Origin of the sequence: Streptosporangium fragile, assembly GCF_039534445.1 — a bacterium.
Lineage (GTDB): Bacteria > Actinomycetota > Actinomycetes > Streptosporangiales > Streptosporangiaceae > Streptosporangium > Streptosporangium fragile.
Genome location: NZ_BAAAVI010000008.1, coordinates 147,702 through 164,988, shown reverse-complemented (window position 1 = coordinate 164,988; position 17,287 = coordinate 147,702). Strand labels below are relative to the sequence as shown.

Annotated in this window: 19 protein-coding genes and 2 pseudogenes; 11 read left to right on the top strand and 10 right to left on the bottom strand. The window is 69.9% G+C overall.

The genetic code is table 11. The features are described from left to right. The first annotated feature begins 15 nt into the window (after window positions 1-15). The 3 genes from ABD841_RS08030 to ABD841_RS08020 are packed head-to-tail and all read left to right on the top strand — an operon-like array spanning window position 16 to window position 5,348. Window positions 16-1,926 carry a glycoside hydrolase family 127 protein gene (locus ABD841_RS08030; RefSeq protein ID WP_344969371.1) on the top strand — a complete coding sequence of 637 codons (1,911 nt, stop codon included), beginning with the start codon at window positions 16-18 and terminating at the stop codon, window positions 1,924-1,926. Between the two features lie 5 nt (window positions 1,927-1,931). Continuing rightward, on the top strand, window positions 1,932-3,629 hold the full coding sequence (locus tag ABD841_RS08025) for a CBM35 domain-containing protein (RefSeq protein ID WP_344969369.1): 1,698 nt from the start codon (window positions 1,932-1,934) through the stop codon (window positions 3,627-3,629). 21 nt (window positions 3,630-3,650) lie between these two features. Next, window positions 3,651-5,348, top strand: coding sequence for an amylo-alpha-1,6-glucosidase (locus ABD841_RS08020; RefSeq protein ID WP_344969367.1), 1,698 nt, complete (start codon window positions 3,651-3,653; stop codon window positions 5,346-5,348). On the opposite strand, the gene ABD841_RS08015 is transcribed toward ABD841_RS08020, so the two are convergent. The 3 genes from ABD841_RS08015 to ABD841_RS08005 form a co-directional block, all read right to left on the bottom strand. Next, the gene (locus ABD841_RS08015; protein WP_344969365.1) at window positions 5,335-5,487 is read right to left on the bottom strand and encodes a hypothetical protein; all 153 of its coding nucleotides are present in this window, start codon (window positions 5,485-5,487) and stop codon (window positions 5,335-5,337) included. The two genes, ABD841_RS08020 and ABD841_RS08015, sit on opposite strands and share 14 nt — an antisense overlap. Window positions 5,488-5,609: 122 nt before the next feature. Next, window positions 5,610-6,194, bottom strand: a complete 585-nt coding sequence (locus tag ABD841_RS08010) for an aquaporin (RefSeq protein ID WP_344969363.1) — start codon at window positions 6,192-6,194, stop codon at window positions 5,610-5,612. Further along, window positions 6,191-6,574, bottom strand: a complete 384-nt coding sequence (locus ABD841_RS08005; protein ID WP_344969361.1) for an ArsR/SmtB family transcription factor — start codon at window positions 6,572-6,574, stop codon at window positions 6,191-6,193. Before ABD841_RS08005 ends, ABD841_RS08010 begins: the two co-directional genes overlap by 4 nt. Before the next feature lie 88 nt (window positions 6,575-6,662). Here ABD841_RS08005 and ABD841_RS08000 point away from each other — a divergent pair, with 88 nt between their 5' ends. After that, complete coding sequence (locus tag ABD841_RS08000; RefSeq protein ID WP_344969359.1) at window positions 6,663-7,157, top strand: ArsI/CadI family heavy metal resistance metalloenzyme; 495 nt, start codon at window positions 6,663-6,665, stop codon at window positions 7,155-7,157. A 140-nt stretch (window positions 7,158-7,297) separates the two neighbouring features. Here the strand turns inward: ABD841_RS08000 and ABD841_RS07995 are convergent, their stop codons facing one another. Continuing rightward, window positions 7,298-7,450: a hypothetical protein gene (locus tag ABD841_RS07995; RefSeq protein WP_425581955.1), complete on the bottom strand. Its 153-nt coding sequence runs from the start codon at window positions 7,448-7,450 to the stop codon at window positions 7,298-7,300. Between the two features lie 107 nt (window positions 7,451-7,557). Between ABD841_RS07995 and ABD841_RS40775 the strand changes: the two genes are divergently transcribed. Both ABD841_RS40775 and ABD841_RS07985 read left to right on the top strand, forming a co-directional pair. Continuing rightward, window positions 7,558-8,079, top strand: coding sequence for a transposase (locus ABD841_RS40775; RefSeq protein WP_425581958.1), 522 nt, complete (start codon window positions 7,558-7,560; stop codon window positions 8,077-8,079). Continuing rightward, window positions 8,076-9,635: an alpha/beta hydrolase gene (locus ABD841_RS07985; protein ID WP_344969355.1), complete on the top strand. Its 1,560-nt coding sequence runs from the start codon at window positions 8,076-8,078 to the stop codon at window positions 9,633-9,635. The genes ABD841_RS40775 and ABD841_RS07985 overlap by 4 nt, the downstream gene beginning before the upstream one ends. Before the next feature lie 50 nt (window positions 9,636-9,685). Here ABD841_RS07985 and ABD841_RS07980 read toward each other — a convergent pair. From ABD841_RS07980 to ABD841_RS07970, 3 genes and pseudogenes are all read right to left on the bottom strand, one after another. Next, window positions 9,686-10,488: pseudogene (locus ABD841_RS07980) on the bottom strand (IS5 family transposase). A 171-nt stretch (window positions 10,489-10,659) separates the two neighbouring features. Continuing rightward, window positions 10,660-11,550 carry a hypothetical protein gene (locus tag ABD841_RS07975; protein ID WP_344969353.1) on the bottom strand — a complete coding sequence of 297 codons (891 nt, stop codon included), beginning with the start codon at window positions 11,548-11,550 and terminating at the stop codon, window positions 10,660-10,662. Further along, the gene (locus ABD841_RS07970) at window positions 11,450-12,280 is read right to left on the bottom strand and encodes a hypothetical protein (protein WP_344969351.1); all 831 of its coding nucleotides are present in this window, start codon (window positions 12,278-12,280) and stop codon (window positions 11,450-11,452) included. The genes ABD841_RS07975 and ABD841_RS07970 overlap by 101 nt, the downstream gene beginning before the upstream one ends. Before the next feature lie 12 nt (window positions 12,281-12,292). On the opposite strand from ABD841_RS07970, the pseudogene ABD841_RS07965 reads away from it, so the two are divergent. The 4 genes and pseudogenes from ABD841_RS07965 to ABD841_RS40770 all read left to right on the top strand — a co-directional run. Continuing rightward, window positions 12,293-12,859: pseudogene (locus ABD841_RS07965) on the top strand (Tn3 family transposase); the annotation flags it as partial. Window positions 12,860-12,944: 85 nt separating this feature from the next. After that, the gene (locus ABD841_RS07960; RefSeq protein ID WP_344969349.1) at window positions 12,945-13,784 is read left to right on the top strand and encodes a helix-turn-helix domain-containing protein; all 840 of its coding nucleotides are present in this window, start codon (window positions 12,945-12,947) and stop codon (window positions 13,782-13,784) included. Window positions 13,785-13,850: 66 nt separating this feature from the next. Further along, window positions 13,851-14,432, top strand: a complete 582-nt coding sequence (locus tag ABD841_RS07955) for a dihydrofolate reductase family protein (RefSeq protein WP_344969348.1) — start codon at window positions 13,851-13,853, stop codon at window positions 14,430-14,432. Window positions 14,433-15,099: 667 nt separating this feature from the next. Continuing rightward, window positions 15,100-15,420, top strand: coding sequence for a DUF5605 domain-containing protein (locus ABD841_RS40770; RefSeq protein WP_425581957.1), 321 nt, complete (start codon window positions 15,100-15,102; stop codon window positions 15,418-15,420). Between the two features lie 81 nt (window positions 15,421-15,501). Here ABD841_RS40770 and ABD841_RS07950 read toward each other — a convergent pair whose 3' ends face one another. Beyond that, window positions 15,502-15,756: a hypothetical protein gene (locus tag ABD841_RS07950; RefSeq protein ID WP_344969346.1), complete on the bottom strand. Its 255-nt coding sequence runs from the start codon at window positions 15,754-15,756 to the stop codon at window positions 15,502-15,504. Window positions 15,757-15,891: 135 nt separating this feature from the next. Next, a complete protein-coding gene (locus tag ABD841_RS07945; RefSeq protein WP_344969344.1) occupies window positions 15,892-16,143 on the bottom strand; it encodes a hypothetical protein in 252 nt (83 codons plus the stop codon). Between the two features lie 143 nt (window positions 16,144-16,286). Here ABD841_RS07945 and ABD841_RS07940 point away from each other — a divergent pair, with 143 nt between their 5' ends. Then, the gene (locus tag ABD841_RS07940; RefSeq protein WP_344969343.1) at window positions 16,287-16,871 is read left to right on the top strand and encodes a hypothetical protein; all 585 of its coding nucleotides are present in this window, start codon (window positions 16,287-16,289) and stop codon (window positions 16,869-16,871) included. Window positions 16,872-16,959: 88 nt separating this feature from the next. Here the strand turns inward: ABD841_RS07940 and ABD841_RS07935 are convergent, their stop codons facing one another. Beyond that, window positions 16,960-17,286, bottom strand: coding sequence for a DUF1048 domain-containing protein (locus ABD841_RS07935; protein WP_344969341.1), 327 nt, complete (start codon window positions 17,284-17,286; stop codon window positions 16,960-16,962). Window position 17,287: the final 1 nt, after the last annotated feature.

Genomic DNA, 17,287 nt, shown 5'->3' with positions numbered 1-17,287 from the left:
AAGGGTTTTCACCATATGACCAGCCCCGTGCTGCCGTCACACGGCCGGGCACGCCCCCTCGGGCTCGCGCAGGTCACGCTCACCGGCGGGTTCTGGGGCGACCGGCAGGCCGTGAACGCCACGGCGACGCTCGCCCACTGCGAAGCGTGGATGGAGCGCCTCGGCTGGCTGGCCAACTTCGACCGGGTCGCCGACGGGACCACCGGGCCCGACCGTCCCGGCTGGTCGTTCTCCGACTCGGAGGTCTACAAGCTGCTGGAGGCCCTGGCCTGGGAGAGCGCCAGGACCGGCGACCCGGAGGCGGAGGCGGCGATCAAGCGGCTCACCGCCCGCGTCGCCCATGCCCAGGACCCGGACGGGTACCTCAACACCTGCTTCGGCCACGGTGATCAGCCGCCGCGCTATAGCGACCTGGAGATGGGCCACGAGCTGTACAACACCGGGCATCTGCTCCAGGCCGCCGTGGCCCGGCTGCGCACGCACGGCGAGGACGACCTGGTACGGGTCGCGCGGCGGGCCGCCGACCACGTGTGCCGCACCTTCGGCCCCGGCGGGCTCGACGGGATCTGCGGCCATCCGGAGATCGAGGTCGGCCTGGCCGAGTTCGGCCGCGCCCTGGAGGACAAGCGCTACGTCGAGCAGGCCCGCCTGTTCCTCGACCGCCGCGGTCACGGAAGGCTGAGGGACATCCCGCTGGGGCGGGCGTACTTCCAGGACGACGTCCCGATCAGGCAGGCGGACGTGTGGCGCGGCCACGCCGTCCGCGCGCTCTACCTCGCCGCCGCGGCGGTCGACGTCGCGGTCGAGCGCGGCGACGACGAACTGCTGCGCGCCGTGGAACGCCAGTGGGAACACTCGGTCGCCCGCCGCACCTACATCACCGGCGGCATGGGCTCGCGCCACCAGGACGAAGGTTTCGGCGAGGACTGGGAGCTGCCTCCCGACCGGGCCTACTGCGAGACCTGCGCCGGAGTCGCCTCGATCATGGTCTCCTGGCGGCTGCACCTCGCCACCGGCGACGTGCGCTACACCGACCTCATCGAGCGCACGCTCTACAACGTCATCGCGACCTCCCCGAGCGCCGACGGCCGGGCCTTTTTCTACGCCAACCCCCTCCACCAGCGGGTTTCCGGCAAACCGGCCGATCCTGACGAGGTGAGCCCGCGCGCCGAGGCGGGCGCGCGGGCCGCCTGGTTCGACGTCTCCTGCTGTCCGACGAACGTCGCCCGCACCCTGGCCAGCCTGCACGGTTACCTGGCCACCAGCGACGACGACGGCCTGCGGATCCACCAGTACGCGCCCTGCGAGATCCGCGCCGAGCTGCCGGGCGGGCGGCCGGTGTCCGTGGACGTCGAGACCGCCTATCCCGAGAGCGGGACCGTTCGCGTCAGGATCGCGGCCGACGCGGACGCGCCCTGGACGCTCACCCTGCGCGTCCCCGCCTGGGCCGCGGGGGCCACGCTGACCGAGGGCGACCGGACCCGCCCGGCCGAGCCCGGCCTGGTGAGCGTGCGGCGCGCCTTCCGCGCCGGCGACGAGATCGTCCTCGACCTGCCCATGGAGCCCCGCTTCACCTGGCCCGACCCGCGCATCGACGCCGTACGGGGGTGTGTGGCGGTGGAACGCGGGCCCGAGGTGCTGTGTCTGGAGTCCCGCGACCTGCCCGATCCCGGCGGGCTCGACTCCCTGGTCGTCGATCCCCGTGCCGTTCCACGGGCCGTTCCCGGTGGCGCGGTGGTCCGCGGCCGGGTGCTCGACCTCGCCGGCAGGGCCTGGCCCTATCCCGCAGGTCCGGTGGGCGCCGCCCCCGGCGAGTGGTTCGACGTGCGGCTGGCGCCCTACCACGGATGGGCGCGGCGCGGGCCGTCGAGCATGCGCCTCTTCCTGCCCGTCTCCTCTGATCAACCCCCACCACAAGGAGAGTGACGTTCATGTCCCGCATCCGAGTGCTCGCCTTAGCCCTGGTCACCACGGCCGCTACCGTGGTGGCCGGCGCACCACCGGCCGCGGCGGCCGGCGCCACCCTCACCGTCAACGTCGCCCAGCCGTTCCGCCCCGTCACGCACGCCGCCTCCGGCGGCCTGTACGGCCTGGCGGAGAACTCCCGCCCGGCCGACTCCACACTGCTGCCGATCAAGGTCAACTCGCTGACGCAGCCCGCACCCGGCGTCGGCCAGAGGCCCAACGGCCAGCCGCCCGGCGGCGACTCCCTGCTGATCGCCCCACAGGCCACCCGCGTCGGAGCCGGCCAGTTCATCCGCATGCCGGACATCTACCCCGACTTCCCCTACCGGTGGGTGAGTTGGGACGACTGGCTGGCCAAGGTCGACACCATGGTGCGGGCCCGCCTGAACGCCACCACCGTCACCAACGTCATCGGCTGGGAGCTCTGGAACGAGCCCGACTACACTTGGAACACCGCCGCCGCGGGCAACTTCAACGACGGCTGGGTGCGTACGTACCGGGCCGTCCGCGCCCTCGACCCGCAGACCCCGATCGTCGGCCCGAGCACCGCCGTCTACAACCGCGCCTGGATGCAGGCGTTCCTGACCCGCGCCCGCGACACCGGCACCCTGCCCGACATCATCTGCTGGCACGAGCTGCAGAACCCCGCCCGCATCGCCGCCGACCTCGCCGACTACCGCAACCTGGAGGCCTCGCTGGGCATCAGCCCGCGCCGCATCTCCATCAACGAGTACGCCGCCCCCGCCGAGGTGGACGTGCCCGGCCGGGTGGCCAGCTACGTGGCGAAGTTCGAGCGCGGCGGCGTCGAGTCCGCGCACCGCGCCTTCTGGTACGAGTACGGCACCATGAACGGCCTGGTCGTGAACAACAACCAGCCGACCGGCACATGGTGGCTCTACAAGTGGTACGGCGACATGGCCGGCAACATGGTCTCCACGACGCCAGGTGCTCAGACCGGCCTGGACGGCTTCGCCGCCTACGACCCCACCCGCAAGATCGTCAACGTCGTGTTCGGTGACGAGGCGGGCACCAACACGGTCAACCTGACCGGCCTCGGCGCGCTGGGCTCCAGCGTCCGCGTCACCCTCCTGTCCACCCCCTCCAGCGGGCGCTTCACCGCCGTGACCGCCCCCACCACCATCTCCACCACCACCCGCACCGTCTCGGGCGGCCAGCTCAGCGTCTCCGTGCCGAACATGGTGGCCGCCAGCGCCTACCAGCTCGTCGTCGAGCCGGCCGCCGACGTGCCGGCCTACCAGCAGCGCTACGAGGCCGAGAACGCCTCGGTCTTCCGCGCCCAGCGGCTGAGCAGCGCCGGCGCGTCCGGCGGCGGCTACGTCGGCCGCATCGACAACTCCGGCACCCCGCGCACCGACAGCTACGTCGATTTCGTCGTCAACGTGCCCGCGGCCCGCGCGTACACGATGACGATCGGCTACGCCAACGGCACCGGCGCCACCGCCACCCAGGGCCTGGCCTACAACGGCGGCGCCTGGAGCACGGTCAGCTACCCGCCGACCGCCGCGTGGGGCCAGTTCGGCGCCACGATCAGCACCACGGTGACGCTGCGGGCGGGCTACAACGTGATCCGCCTGGCCAAGGGCTCGCCGTACTTCGCGGGCGGCACCGGATACGCCGAACTGGACTACATCCACCTCACCTGAACTCGAAGGGACCTCCGCTCCATGAGCGTCGCCGCCTCAGGCCCGGTGTTCTCCCTGTGGGAGATCCCGTTCAGCTACCACGGATCGTGGTTCGGCTTCTCGCCCGTGGTGGCGGAAGGGACCTACGCGGAGGAGGTGCATCTGGTCTCGCACCAGACCGGCATGCACGCGGTCATGAAGCTGATCCCCGAGACCGCCGCAGCGATCACGGCCACCCCGCACCGGCTCACCTGGCACGACGGTGAGCGCCTGATCGACCTCGCCTACGAGAGCGCGGACACGGTGCGGGTGCGCGGCCGCGGCCTCGGGCTGCGCGTGCTGGCCGCGGACCCGGTCCTGACGCCGTTCAGCGGCCCGTACTTCTACCAGGACCCCGTGGACGGCTCGTACATCTTCACCCTCTACCAGACCGGCCGCCGCTACCGGATCACCCTTCTCGGCGGGCGGGCCGAGCACCTGGGCGCGCAGGTGCTCGGCGCCGCCGAGCGGGGAATCCGCCTGAGCGGCGAGTGGGAGATCGCCATCGAGGAGTACGAGACCGCCCGCGCCCCCTACGCCGCCAAAGACCCCTTCGACCAGGTGGTCAAAGCGGCGCGGGCGGAGTTCGACGCGTTCGCGGAGGCGGTCGCGCCGTGGCGCGGCGACCGGACGCCCGCCGCCGAACTGGCCGCCTACGTGTTGTGGTCGGCCACCGTGCGCCCGGCCGGGTTCGTCACCCGCCCGGCGGTGCTGATGTCGAAGCACTGGATGGACAAGGTATGGAGCTGGGACCACTGCTTCAACGCCATCGCCGTCGCCGGGGGCCTGCCCGGCCTGGCCTGGGACCAGTATCGCCTCCCCTTCGACCACCAGGACGCCTCCGGTGCGCTCCCCGACTCCATCACCCACTCCGAAATCCTCTACAACTTCGTCAAACCGCCCATCCACGGCTGGGCCCTGCGGCACCTTCCTGCGACGCCGGACGTCTACCCGCTGCTGGAACGCTGGACCACCTTCTGGCTCACCGCCCGCCGCGTCCCCGGCCACGAGCTGCCGCACTACCAGCATGGCAACGACAGCGGCTGGGACAACGCCACCACCTTCGACCCCGAACGCGTCGTGCAGAGCGCCGACCTGGCCGCCTTCCTCATCCTCCAGCTGCGCGAACTGGCCCGCCTGGCCCCCGGCCCGGACGCCTCCGCCCGGTGGAGCGCGCAGGCCGACCGGATGCGCGACGCGCTGCTCGCCGAGCTGTGGGACGGCGAACGGTTCGTCGCCCGTGGCGTGCTGTCGGGACGTACCTGGTCCAGCTCCAGCCTGCTCGACCTCATGCCGATCGTACTGGGGGAGGAACTGCCGCGTCCCGTCCGCGCGGCGCTGGCCGCCGGGATCGAGCGGCACCTGACCGCGTTCGGGCTCGCGACCGAGCTGCCAGGCTCGCCGCACTACCTGGACGACGGCTACTGGCGCGGTCCCATCTGGGCACCCTCGACCGTACTGATCGAGGACGGACTGCGCCGCGCCGGATATCCGGACCTGGCCGACGAGATCAGCACCCGCTTCCGCGCGCTGTGTGAGAGGTCGGGGTTCGCCGAGAACTTCGACGCCCGCACCGGCCAGGGCCTGCGCGATCGTGCCTACACCTGGACGGCCGCCGCCTACCTCCACCTGGCCGCCGCCCACGAGAGGCGCACCTCGTCCTCATCTCATGCGCGACGCGGGCGTCTCACGTCGCCGTGAGCGTGCCGCCGACCGGCAGCGTCAGGCCGAGCACGATCGTGACGCCGCGCGCCAGCGAACCACCGAACTCACCGAGCTGCATGCCACCACGACCGCCCACAGCACCGAACTGGAACAACAGGCCAGCGACCAGCAGCACGAGCTCACTGATCTCCGTCGCCAGCTGAAGGAACAGGAAGCCCGGACCCGGAAAGCCGAGCAGGAACGCGGGGTCTGAGGAACATCAGAACCGAATCGTGCGCTAAGCCGTGTCCGAGCAGGTCATCGCAGTGTGGTTCTATGTCGAGCTTCTTCGAGCGCAATTGACCGCAGATAGTAACCAATTATCTGCGATAACCCCGATGCCGTCCGCACGGACGGAACGTGAGTACTCACGGGTGTGAACTTTCCTGCTCGGCGAAGGTAGGGGTGGCGGCGTCGGATACCTCGGGCCTGATGCCGGCGGCTGACGGGAACAGGGCCGCGGCCAGGGCTACGCCGGCCAGGCCGCTGCACCGGGGGCAGGTCGAACATGGCGTTGGCCAGCAGGGCGCCGGTGATCGCCCCGGCGCTTTGAGTGCCGGTGTAGGCGGCCACCTCGCGCAGAGCCAGGCCCTCGCCGCCGCGGCGGCCGTGCCACCAGGCGGCCAGGGAGACCACCGGGTTGAAATGCGCGCCCGAGACCGGCCCCAGCAAAGCGATCAGCACGCCCAGGGCGAAGACCGTGGCCAGGGAATTGGTCAGCAGCGCCACACCGCCATCGGAGCTGAGCCGATCGGCTTGGATGCCCGAGCCGACCACGACGGCCACCAGGGCGCCGGTACCGGTCGCCTCAGCGGCCAGGCGCCGCCCCAAAGGCAGGCTCATGTGCCCGAGCCCGGCGGGGCGGAAACCTGCCCGGGAACCTGGAGCAGGCTCGCCAGACGGTTCATCGCGGCCGGGACCACCCAGTAGTACACCCATGTCCCACGCCGCTCCGACCCGACGAGACCGGCCTCGCGCAGCACCTTCAGATGGTGGGAGATGGTCGGCTGGGAGACGTCGAACGGGCCAGTCAGATCGCACACGCACGCCTGTCCGCCCTCAAAGGAGGCGATCAGCGACAGCAGCCGCAGCCGGACGGGATCGGCCAGCGCCTTGAACGTCCGCGCCAGCGCGGCCGCGTCCGCCTCGCCCAGCGGTTCGCGGGCCATCGGCGTGCAGCACCCGTCGGCGGCCGGGAACACCGGCAGCATCTGTTTTGACATATGTCTATGTTGACAGGCATCTATCCATAATGACAACCTTCCCTTGTATCGACATCCGTCGATACAAGGTTTCTGATGGGAGATCACCATGTCCCGTGTTCAGCTCGCCCTGCGCGTCGGGGACCTGGAGGGCTCGATCGCCTTCTACTCCAAGCTCTTCGGCGTCGAACCCGCCAAGCGCCGCCCCGGTTACGCCAACTTCGCCATCGCCGAACCCCCTCTCAAGCTGGTGCTCCTGGAAGGCGAGAAGGGCCAGGAGACCCGCATGGACCACCTCGGCGTCGAGGTCGAAGACACCGACCAGGTCACCGCCGCCGCCCAGCGGCTCGCCGACGCCGGGCTCGCGACCTTCACCGAGAACGACACCTCCTGCTGCTATGCCCTGCAGGACAAGGTGTGGGTCCGCGGGCCCGGCGCCGAACCGTGGGAGGTCTACGTGGTCAAGGCCGATGCCGACACCCTCGGCAAGTCCGCCGCCACCGCCCAGGACCCGGCCGCGCCGTGTGCCTGCGGCCCCACCGGCGGGCAGGCCGGCGGCCAGGACGTTCCGGTCACCGCCAGTGCGAGCGCGGGCTGCTGCTGACCTGCGAGCCGGCCAGGGCCCCGCCGCACGCCGCGGCGAGGCCTGCGGGCAAGGGCCCGGCGCCGTCACCGGGCCGAGGCGAAGATCGGCTTCCTGCCGCTCGTTCCTGCACCAATCCTTCTTGAGGCGTGAAAGGGCTGTCAGCCGCCGAGGTCGTCGTCATGGACGTCACCTGGATCTCCCAGTGGCCGCAACCCGCCGGGCAGCTCAGGCAGGGCGAAGGAGTAGCGGCCCAGCATGTTCACGTGCGCGTGGATGAAGGGCGACAGGCGGACGACGTCTTCATCACGCACATCGAAGCCCTGCGCTCTCAGCCGGGCCACGGCGGTGAACCACTCCGACTTTCGTGGAGGCCCTGAAGCCAGCATCACCTGCTGGCGGAAGGGAGAATCACGACACGATGCCAGCCCCGAGGAAGTACCCCCAAGAGCTTCGTGAGCGCGCGGTCCGAATGGTGTTCGAGATCCGCCGGCAGACCGGCGGCGCCCCAGGCGCGATCGCCCGGGTGGCCGACCAGCTCGGCGTTCACCGCGAGGCATTGCGGGGGTGGGTGCGCCAGGCCGAGATCGACGAAGGGCAGCGGCCCGGCACCTCGGCCACCGACGCCCAGCGGATCGTCCAAGGTGACCTTCAACTGGTGGATGGTGCTCACGCCGAACCAATCCTTCGTGACGACGACGGGCGCCACGGTAGCGGCGCACCGATACGGGACGGTTCCGGGACTACTGTGAGGGTGGACCAAGTACGGCGGAAAGGGACAGTGCCCCTGCCCAGTGCGTCTGTGGTGTGTAAGAACTATCCCCTCCGGGGGCGCGGCGTCCCGACGCACTTACCCTGGCCGAACGGCCGAGACGCAGGGTTCCTTGATCGGCTTGATGGCCGATGCGAGCCGTGCGGCCCGGTCGCGACGCTGGCCCCATGAGAAAGACCTCCGTGGCCACCGCCGTAATCATCGCTCTGCTCGCCCCGTCCGGATGCGCGAGCGCCCTGGCCGCCTCCGGAGCCCGGCAGTCCGGACCGGACCACGAACTCGCCCATCTCGAACAGCAGAAGAACCTCTGGCGCGACTGCCGGACCGGTCCCGGCGACGAGCTCGGCGCCCAGCTGGACGCCGCCGGGGCGCGCTGCGCCGAGGTCACGGTCCCGCTGGACTACAGTCGTCCGGACGGGCGGACCATCAAGGTCGCGATTTCCCGGCTGCAGGCCACCGACCCTGGGCGCCGGCGCGGCGCGCTGCTGATCAACCCCGGCGGCCCCGGCGACCCCGGAAGGATCTACGCACCGCTGCTCAAGGCGGCCGCTCCCGCGCTGGCGGCCCGCTACGACCTGATCGGGATGGACCCCCGGTTCACCGGACGCAGCACCCCGATGAACTGCCAGTGGCCCATCGGTGACTACCTGCGCTCGACCGGCCCGGACCGGCGCGCCTTCGACCGGATCGCCGCACAGGCCGAGGACCTGGCCGCCCGCTGCGTGGGACAGCGGGAGCTGCTGCCCCACGCCTCGGCCCGCGCCACCGCCCGCGACATGGACGTGATCCGCGCCGCCCTCGGCGAGCCGAAGCTGTCCTATCTGGGCGGGTCGTACGGCACCTACCTGGGCGCGGTCTACATGCAACTGTTCCCCGGCCGCGCCGACCGGTTCGTCCTCGACAGCGCCCTGGACCCCGACACCGCCGGACCCGGCTACGCCCGCCCGATGGGTCCGGCCCTGGCCGCGGCCCTGAAGGAGTGGGCCGGCTGGGCCGCCCACCGTCACGACCGCTACCGCCTGGGCTCCACGACCGCCCGGGTCCTGGACACCGTGCACCGGATCGATCGGGCCGCAGCCCGCGATCCGCTGCGGATCGGCCGCCACCGGGTCGACACCCACATGTTCCCGGTGATCCTGCTGGTCAGCCTGGGCAGGGACGGCGAGCAGGACTATGCCTCTCTGGCCGCCGACCTTCAGGTTCTCAACGACGCCGCCCGCGGGGCCGAGGTCACCCCGACCCGCTCCCTGGAGGAGGGGCTGACGTTCCTGTCCTCGCCGGAGGCGGACGGAGCCGGCAGCGCGCGGATGGCGATCACCTGCGCGGACGGGCCCGCCTCCCGTGATGTCGGTGCCCACTACCGCGACATCCAGGCCCACCGCGCTGACGAGCCTCTGTTCGGCCCGCTGACCCGCGCCATGAACCTGCCCTGCGCATTCTGGCCGGCCTCCCCTGCCGAGCCTCCCACCCAGATTCGCAACGCCGTCCCGGCCCTGATCATCGGAGCCTCCGGCGACCCCAAGACCCCCTATCCGGGGCAGCGGGCGATGCGCCGGGCCCTGAGCGGCTCCCGCATGGTCACCGTGCGCGGCGCCTTCCGCCACCTGGTGTCCGGGGTGTTCACCTCCACCCCCAACGCCTGCGTCGACAGAGCCGTCCACCGCTACCTGCTCGACGGTGTCCTGCCCGCCAGGGACACCACCTGCACCGGCATCCCCGCCCGGTAAACCATCCCGGGACTCTGACTAGTACTGTTAGAACTCCTAGCAAAACACGGTCAGCGGGTGAGACGACGCCAGCAGATGATCGCAAGAGCGAGGGTCAGGAAGGCTTCATGGATGTCGTCGCGGATCTCCCAGCGGATGCGTAGCCGACGAAACCAGTGCAACAGTGCGATCGTCTGCTCGACCACCCAGCGGTGAACGCCGAGGCCGGAGCCGTGCGTCGTACCGCGGCGGGCGATGACCGGGGCGATCCGTTTCTCGCGCACCGAACGTGGTCGTAGGCCCGGTCGGCGTACAGCGTCCTGGGCCGTTGGCGGGGCTTGCCCACTTTGCCGCGCACCGGCGGGATCGCCTCGATCAGTGGCATCAGCTGCAGGACGTCATTGCGGTTGCCGCCGGTTAGGCGCACGGCCACCGGGATGCCGTTACCGTCGGTGATCACGTGGTGTTTCGAGCCCGCCTTGGCGCGGCCGACCGGGCTCGGACCGGTTTTGGGCCGCCCTGAGCGCCCGCACGTGGGAGCTGTCGACCACCGCCTTGGACCAGTCCAGCTGGTCGCCGGCGTGCAACTCGGCCAGCAGTAGCTGGTGCAGCCGGTCCCAGACCCCGGCCTGCTGCCAGTCGCGCAACCGGCGCCAGCAGGTCATCCCCGAGCCGAAGCCGAGTTCCTGCGGCAGGAACTCCCAGGGGATCGCGGTGTAGAGCACGAACAGGATGCCGCACAGGGCCTTACGGTCATCGAGCCGTCTGCGCCCGGGATGCCGGTAGCGGCGCTGCACCTTCTCGGCAACAACGGCTCGATCCGCTCCCACAGCTCATCTGAAACGATCCAGGGCAGCTGCTCACCCTTCCCCATGCCAGGTACAACAACCGATGACCTGCAAAGATACCGTTCAGCTCATTCTGTTAGGACTTCTTAGGAGCGGTGAACGGTGATCGTTTCCCAGTCGGGTGGCGGACAGGCCATGGCCGGGCTTAGCGATGCCGCAGAGCCACACGTTGCGGCCCGCACATACGTGTCGCCGGGCTAGGAGCGGCGCGGGTCATAGTTCTGGAACTCGGCCAGGCGGATGTCGCCGTGCGGCAGCAGGGGCACCCCGCTGCTGGAGTCCAGCACCACCCGGCGGCCCAGGGGCTCGCGCAGTATGACGCCGATCCGGTCGATCTTCCCCACCGCAGGGCAGACCTCCACGTCGTCGTCGCGCCGGACGTCGACGTCCACGACCACCGCCTCGGGCGTCTCATGGACGCGCGAGCCGTACGTCGTGTCGCAGATGCCGTGCAGGTAGCTCAGCCGGAGCTCGGCCGGCGCGCGCACCTCGTAGGTGTGCACCTCCTGGATCCCGTCGCCCAGCGGCCGGGGCGGCCCGCCCATCGCGGCCGGGTCCACCGCCACCCGCCGGAACGGCTCCGGCACGCCCTTCACAGTGAAGTCCCACGTCGGTACCCGCACCTCCCCCCGGCTGCTGGGCATCGTGGCCTCGCCCCGCGCCACCGCGATCACGCGCAGGGGCCGGCAACCCTGGGCCGGGCACTTCTCGTCGGCGAAGGACTTGGGCTTGCTGAGCCCGGCGTAGGCGGCGGTGGCCGCCAGGACCGGCACGCTCAGCGTGCCCCCATCGGTCCAGCGCAGCTTGGCCGGGGCCGGCGCCTCGGCCGGGAGCGCGGTCTCCAGCTTCCAGGCGCTGTTGATCACACTCCGTCCGACCCAGCGGGGCGTGCGCTCCCGATCGGGCTCCAGGGTCAGGTTCCGCAGCGGGACGAACCCCGCGATCCACGGCTCGCGCTCCGTCGAACCCTGCCAGCGTCCGGCGACCTCACGGGCACGGTCGGTGAACTCCTCGGCAGTGACCGGTGCTGGGCCGGAGCCGCAGGCCGTCACGAGCGCGAGGAGCACGACGGCGGGCAATATCCTCATGATCGGTAGACGTGCCGGCGGGCGGCGCGGTTCGCTCCGCCGCGCGTCGGGTGCCCATCTCCTCATGCCATTGCCGGTCGAAATGATCGTCCAGCGCCGACAGTGCGATGTTCGCCAGCAGCGGGGAGAGGATCCCGCCTTGCGGGGTTCCGGTCCAGGTCTCCTCCCGGTTTCCGTCGGCCGTCATGACCCCGGATTTCAAGAACGCCTTGACCAGCGAGCGCCGGTTGGGGCGGAACCCATACGAGCACGGCTTGAAGTCCGCCTCGAAGATGGGCTCGAGCACCTGCTTCAGGGCCGCCTGGACCACCCGGTCGGCAACGGTGGGGATCCCGAGCTTGCGAACCTTGCCGCTCGCCTTGGGGATCATCACCTGCCGCACCTCGACCAGCCGGAACCCGCCCGACTTCAGCGCGTCCCGGAGCTGGCCCAGAAAGTCCTCGACCCCGATCACGGCCTCGATCCAGACCACCGTGGCCCGGTCGATCCCCGGAGTCCTCGCCCCGACATTCCGCGAGACCCGCTCCCACGCGTGTCTCAGGAACGCCGGGTCGTGGACGAGGTTGAACAGGTCACCGAACCGGCGGCCGGGATCATCGGCCGCCCAACGGTGCAACATGGTCTGCATCCTCCGTACCGCACGCTCGGCCGACCACGGGTCGGGCCAACCGCTGGCACCGGTATTCACCGGCGCGTCTTCGGACCTTGCATTCCCTCCATCGACTGACACGCTGCCGCCCTTTACCCGCTGCTCGGACCCGCGCTGACCAGGCCGATCCGGTGGGACATCATCACCCAGAACTACGACATCATGATGAAGTACGCCACCGCGCTCCGGCTGCGGACCGCCTCCACCGAGGCCCTGCTACGCAGGTTCACCAGCGAGACCACCCACCCCGCCTACGCCGCGATGCTGGAGGTCGGCCGCGCCCAGCGCACCGTCTTCCCGGCCCGCTGGCTTCGCGACCACGATCTTCAGCGGGAGACCGAATCCGGGCTGAACGTGGTGGAGAACTACAACGGCGCAGGCGACTACATCAAGTTCGGCAAGCGCGGAGAGCTCGCCTCCAACCAGCGCGAAGAACAGGAACTGGGGATGTCGTGCCTGCACATTCTCCAGTCGGCCCTCGGTCTGATCAACACGCTGATGATCCAGGACACCCTCGCCCTACCCGAGTGGGAGAACGCCCTGACCGACGCCGACCGGCGCGGGCTCACGCCGCTGTTCCACACCAACATGACCCCCTACGGTGAGATCCAGCTGCGCACCGACCGGCGCCTGGACCTCACCGACCTGCCGACTGCGTAACGCCGGACGCTCGCCCGTTCCGGCGGCAGCGCGGCTGGACCATCCCGGCGCTCGATGCCGGCGGGGCGTCGGCGATACTGCGGGCGTGGAGTACGTGTCCAGAGTGCCGCGACCGCCGCTGGACAGGCTGATCGACGACCTTTACTACCTGGAGGGTGCGCCGCCGTACGCCCGGCTGACGCTGCCGCCGATGCCGGCGGCGTTGCTCATCGTCAACCTCGGGGCGCCGTTCCGCATCCGCGCCGGCACCGACATCGAGACGGCCGAGTACGCCGACGGCTGCGTGGTCACCATGCCCACCCGCGCGTTGGAGTTCGGCTACCCACTCCGGACCCGGTCCGTCGGCGTGCACTTCAAGCCGTGGGGGCTGGCGCCGTTCCTGCCGATGCCCGCGGCCGAGCTGTGTGACCGGCCGGTGACGGTAGAGCAGGTTTGGGGCCGGCCCGCCATTGCTGAGCTGCGAGACCGGCTGGCCACGGCGGACGGACCGCACGAGATGCTGACGCTGCTCGAGGAGGAGCTAATGCGACGGCTGTGCGAGACCGCCGGCCTGGGGCTGGTCCGCCATACGAGCAGCGTCATCGCGGCGACCAGCGGGGCGGTGGCGATCGGCGACCTGAGCGTGGCAGCCGGTGTCAGCAGCACTCATCTGGCACAGCGGTTCAAGAAGCTCATCGGCGTCACGCCGAAGCGGCTGGCCCGCACCTACCGCTTCGCCGCCACCGTGTTCGCGATCAACCCCGCCGGACCGATCGACTGGGGCGACCTCGCCGGTGGCGCAGGCTACTTCGACCAGGCCCACTTCGGCCACGAGTTCCGGGCGTTCACCGGGCTCACGCCGACCCGGTACGTCGAAGTCCGGCGGCGGTTCCTGCGCGAACATCCCGGCCACGCGCTGGACGGCTGGCCGCTGCCGGTCGATTGATTTCTTACAAGAGCGACAGCTCACGACACGCTAATTTGGGGGCACCCCAAAGCAGAGGAGAGCCCCGTGGGCAAGGTGGTCATGTACAGCTCGGTGTCGGTGGACGGCTTCGTCGCGGACGAGAATGACCAGCCCGGACCGCTGTTCGACTGGTTGTCCAGCGGTGACGTCCCGTTGGACGAGAGCGGCGAGCTGAAGGTGTCGCAGACGTCCTCCGACTACACCCGGGCGTACTGGGACCAGATCGGAGTCACGATCGTCGGCCGCCACGTCTTCGACCTGACGGACGGCTGGGGCGGCAAGCCGCCGAGCGGCATCGACCACGTGGTCGTCGTGTCGCACCGGCCGATGCCCGAGGGCTGGGACCCCGAGGCGCCGTTTCACTTCGTCGACGGCGTCGAGGCAGCCGTGGCCAAGGCACAGGAGCTTGCGGGTGACCGCATGGTCGAGGTCGCCGCTGGCGACGTCGGTGGCCAGGTGCTTGCCGCGGGCCTGATCGACGAGGTGCGCATGGACGTCATACCCGTCGTGTTCGGGTCCGGCAAGCGCTACTTCGGGTCGGTCCACGCGCAGCACCTGTTGGAGGATCCTGACGTGGTGATTCAGGGCAACCGGGTGCTTCACCTGCGCTATCGGGTGCGCCGTTGACCGATCTGAGCGGGTACGCGAAGAAGTCCACTACGAACAGTGACACAAGATCGGGCCTCCGGCTGCGTTTGCGCATCGCTGTCCCTGGTCGGGCAGCCGACGCCGATCCGCCCCAGCACCTCACCTGCGGCAAGTTCAACTCAAGATCACTGGTTGCCGGTTTCCGTCGTATCTTGGCCGACCCCCCCAACGGACTTGGCGTCGAACTCCGACCAGTACACGATGTTGTGATCCCGTTCGGCCAGCCGCCGGACGGACGAGCCAGGTCGGCAGCGAAGACCGCCACCCCCGTGGGGGTCGTCAGTGGCCCGGTGCGCGGCGGACAGGCGGTGTGGAGATCCTCCCAGTAGTAGCGGGCGGAGGATCCGGCTGTGGCGGTCAGCCAGTAGAGCATCACGTTGGTCAGGAGCCGGTCCCGGCCGACCGCTTCATCGGGCGTCTGAGAGCAGTCGGTCCACTCTTTGAACCTCTCGACGATCCAAGCGAGCTGCCCGACGGGGGAATCGGTGAGGCCGTAGGCTGTACAGCGGCGGCCGGATCGCTCCCCAGACCGTCAACCAGCTCGTCGCGGAGGCGCACGCGCAGATGACGACGTCACAACGCGCCTAGCATCTCGCTGATCACCGAGCCGACACTGTCCCCTGAAGACAAGGTGTGACCCGATGAGCTGACCGGCCAGTCCCCCTCGCGCATCGACTTCCTGCGCCGGATCACCGCAGAGGCGCCCGGTGGCATTCTCGAGCCCATAGGGGCACCCGCGGACACCGACGCTCCCACCGCCGGCGTCGCCAGCCAGTACTACCTGATCTACTTCGGACTCAGCCAGCCGCTGTTCTGCACGCTGACCCCACCACCCGGCCGCTACCGCGTCGAGATCATCGACACCTGGAACATGACGATCGACGAATTGCCGGGGACATTCGAGAGCGGACGAGTCGATCTGCCGGGGCGGGAGTACATCACCGTACGACTCACTACGGCGGCATGACGGCCGGAAGGCCCCGTACGCCGAGGAACGACGTACGGAACCTCTCCCCTTTGTTGAGGCATCGCTACGTTACGGCAGCGCTCATAGCTCACGGTCGATCATCGCGAGGACGGCCGCCGGTAGCGCCTCACCGGCGTAGCCGGCAATCATGGCCGGCGACGTTCCTCGCGCGGCTTCGAGTAGCGGGTCACCGACGAGGGCGGGAAGGTGTGCCTCGAGAACGGCACGGCCCCGGTCGTCGTCGAGAATCGCGCCGAGAGCGGTGTCCTTCGACAGGCGATCTGGTGCGGCTTCCGCCGGATCGAGCCTACGCGACGAACTCGGAAGAGTGCTCACCGCTACTTCGCCCCTGGGTGTAGCTTCGGGAGTCCTGGGGCCGACATCGCCATGCGGCACGCTGTCGGCTCTCGTTGGGGTTTGTGAAGCTCAGGGGCGGATTTTTGTACTAAGCCCTACCCTTTACAATGTAGATCAAGTATTGCTCGACTGCAGAGCCACATCGATGATCATGTCTTCCCGGCCGCCGACATGGCCCAGTTCGCCGCAGCGGCGCAGGATCGCGTGGACGGGCACGCCGTACCGTTCGGCCGCCCACTCCGCGTGCAGCAGGAACGACGAGTACACCCCCGCCCAGTCCTGCACGGCGGCGTTGCGGTCCATCTTCGGCCAGCGCGTCAGGTACGGCCGCACCACCTCCTCCGCCGCATTCATCAGGGCCGCCACGTCCAGGCCCGTCCGGACGCCGAGCGGGTCGGATTTCAGAGGTCCAGCTCTGCCGGAGCACCACATGGGACGTCGCGAGCGACTCCGACGCACCGTCCGGCGTCGCCGCCTCCGCCAGCACCTCCGCCTTCGGCCCGGTCGCAATGAAGGACTACTTCCCCGCGATGCTCGACATCGCCAAGCAGATGTTCACCCGCTGGGAGCGCTTCGGCCCGGACGCACGCATCGACGTCCCCGACGACATGACCCGCCTGACCCTGGACACGATCGCCCTGTGCGCCTTCGACGTCCGGCTCAACTCCTTCTACTCCGAGGAACTGCCCCCGTTCGTCGGGGCGATGGTGAAGGCGAGGTGGCCGGAGTTGGCGCTGGCGGTGGTGAAGGATCCGCGGGTGGCGCGTGCCCCGGCCGTTGCAGAGGACTTGGAGGCATTGGAGACCGACATGCTGTCCGGGTTCGTGCCGGCCCGGGCGGCGGCGGGGCTGTCGGACGGGACGACCTCCTCCGACGTGGTGCACCTGGAGCAGGTACGGGCGTGGTTCGGCCGGCCGCTGTGGGAGATGGAACCCTCCGACACCGATGTATACCTTCGGCAAGGCGCTGCGCGCCACCGCGAAGGGCACCCGGCTGGCCCGGGCCCAGGCGATCAAGACGTTCTTCCTGTTCGACAAGCGCAAGGTCGAGCTCGGCTCCTGCGGGCGCCCATATGGGGCAGACTGCCCGCATGAGCACGCCTGCCCGAGGTGCGCGCAGCTACGCATCAGGAGGAAACCCGGTGGTCGAGGAACACCCGCCAGCGCCTTGGGTCGACAGCTGCTACTTCTCGGCCGTGCCGGGTTTCCCGCCGATGGACTCCTGATAGATGTCCGCGTAGGTGCGCGAGTCCTTGATCAGGTCGTCGCAGAAGGCCGCGACGTCGTTGCCGATGAGCTCCAGGACTCCCTTGCCGGCCGCCACGCCCTCCTCGAAGAAATCGAGAATCCCCGAGAGCAGGGACCCGTCAGCCAGCCCGACCGGCCCGACCTTGAAGAAGTACCTCTGAATCTCCTTGTAGACGATCCGATAGTCCGGCGGGAGCGCCTTGACCCGCGCCATGTGCGCCCGCCACTGCTTCTTGCCCTCGATGATGTCCTGGATGCCCACG

Bases quoted from the DNA above. Each gene is read 5' to 3' on its own strand.
- ABD841_RS08030 (WP_344969371.1), top strand. From the start codon at position 16: ATGACCAGCCCCGTGCTGCCGTCACACGGCCGGGCACGCCCCCTCGGG.
- ABD841_RS08025 (WP_344969369.1), top strand. From the start codon at position 1,932: ATGTCCCGCATCCGAGTGCTCGCCTTAGCCCTGGTCACCACGGCCGCT.
- ABD841_RS08020 (WP_344969367.1), top strand. From the start codon at position 3,651: ATGAGCGTCGCCGCCTCAGGCCCGGTGTTCTCCCTGTGGGAGATCCCG.
- ABD841_RS08010 (WP_344969363.1), bottom strand. From the start codon at position 6,194: ATGAGCCTGCCTTTGGGGCGGCGCCTGGCCGCTGAGGCGACCGGTACC.
- ABD841_RS08005 (WP_344969361.1), bottom strand. From the start codon at position 6,574: ATGTCAAAACAGATGCTGCCGGTGTTCCCGGCCGCCGACGGGTGCTGC.
- ABD841_RS08000 (WP_344969359.1), top strand. From the start codon at position 6,663: ATGTCCCGTGTTCAGCTCGCCCTGCGCGTCGGGGACCTGGAGGGCTCG.
- ABD841_RS40775 (WP_425581958.1), top strand. From the start codon at position 7,558: ATGCCAGCCCCGAGGAAGTACCCCCAAGAGCTTCGTGAGCGCGCGGTC.
- ABD841_RS07985 (WP_344969355.1), top strand. From the start codon at position 8,076: ATGAGAAAGACCTCCGTGGCCACCGCCGTAATCATCGCTCTGCTCGCC.
- ABD841_RS07975 (WP_344969353.1), bottom strand. From the start codon at position 11,550: ATGAGGATATTGCCCGCCGTCGTGCTCCTCGCGCTCGTGACGGCCTGC.
- ABD841_RS07940 (WP_344969343.1), top strand. From the start codon at position 16,287: ATGAAGGACTACTTCCCCGCGATGCTCGACATCGCCAAGCAGATGTTC.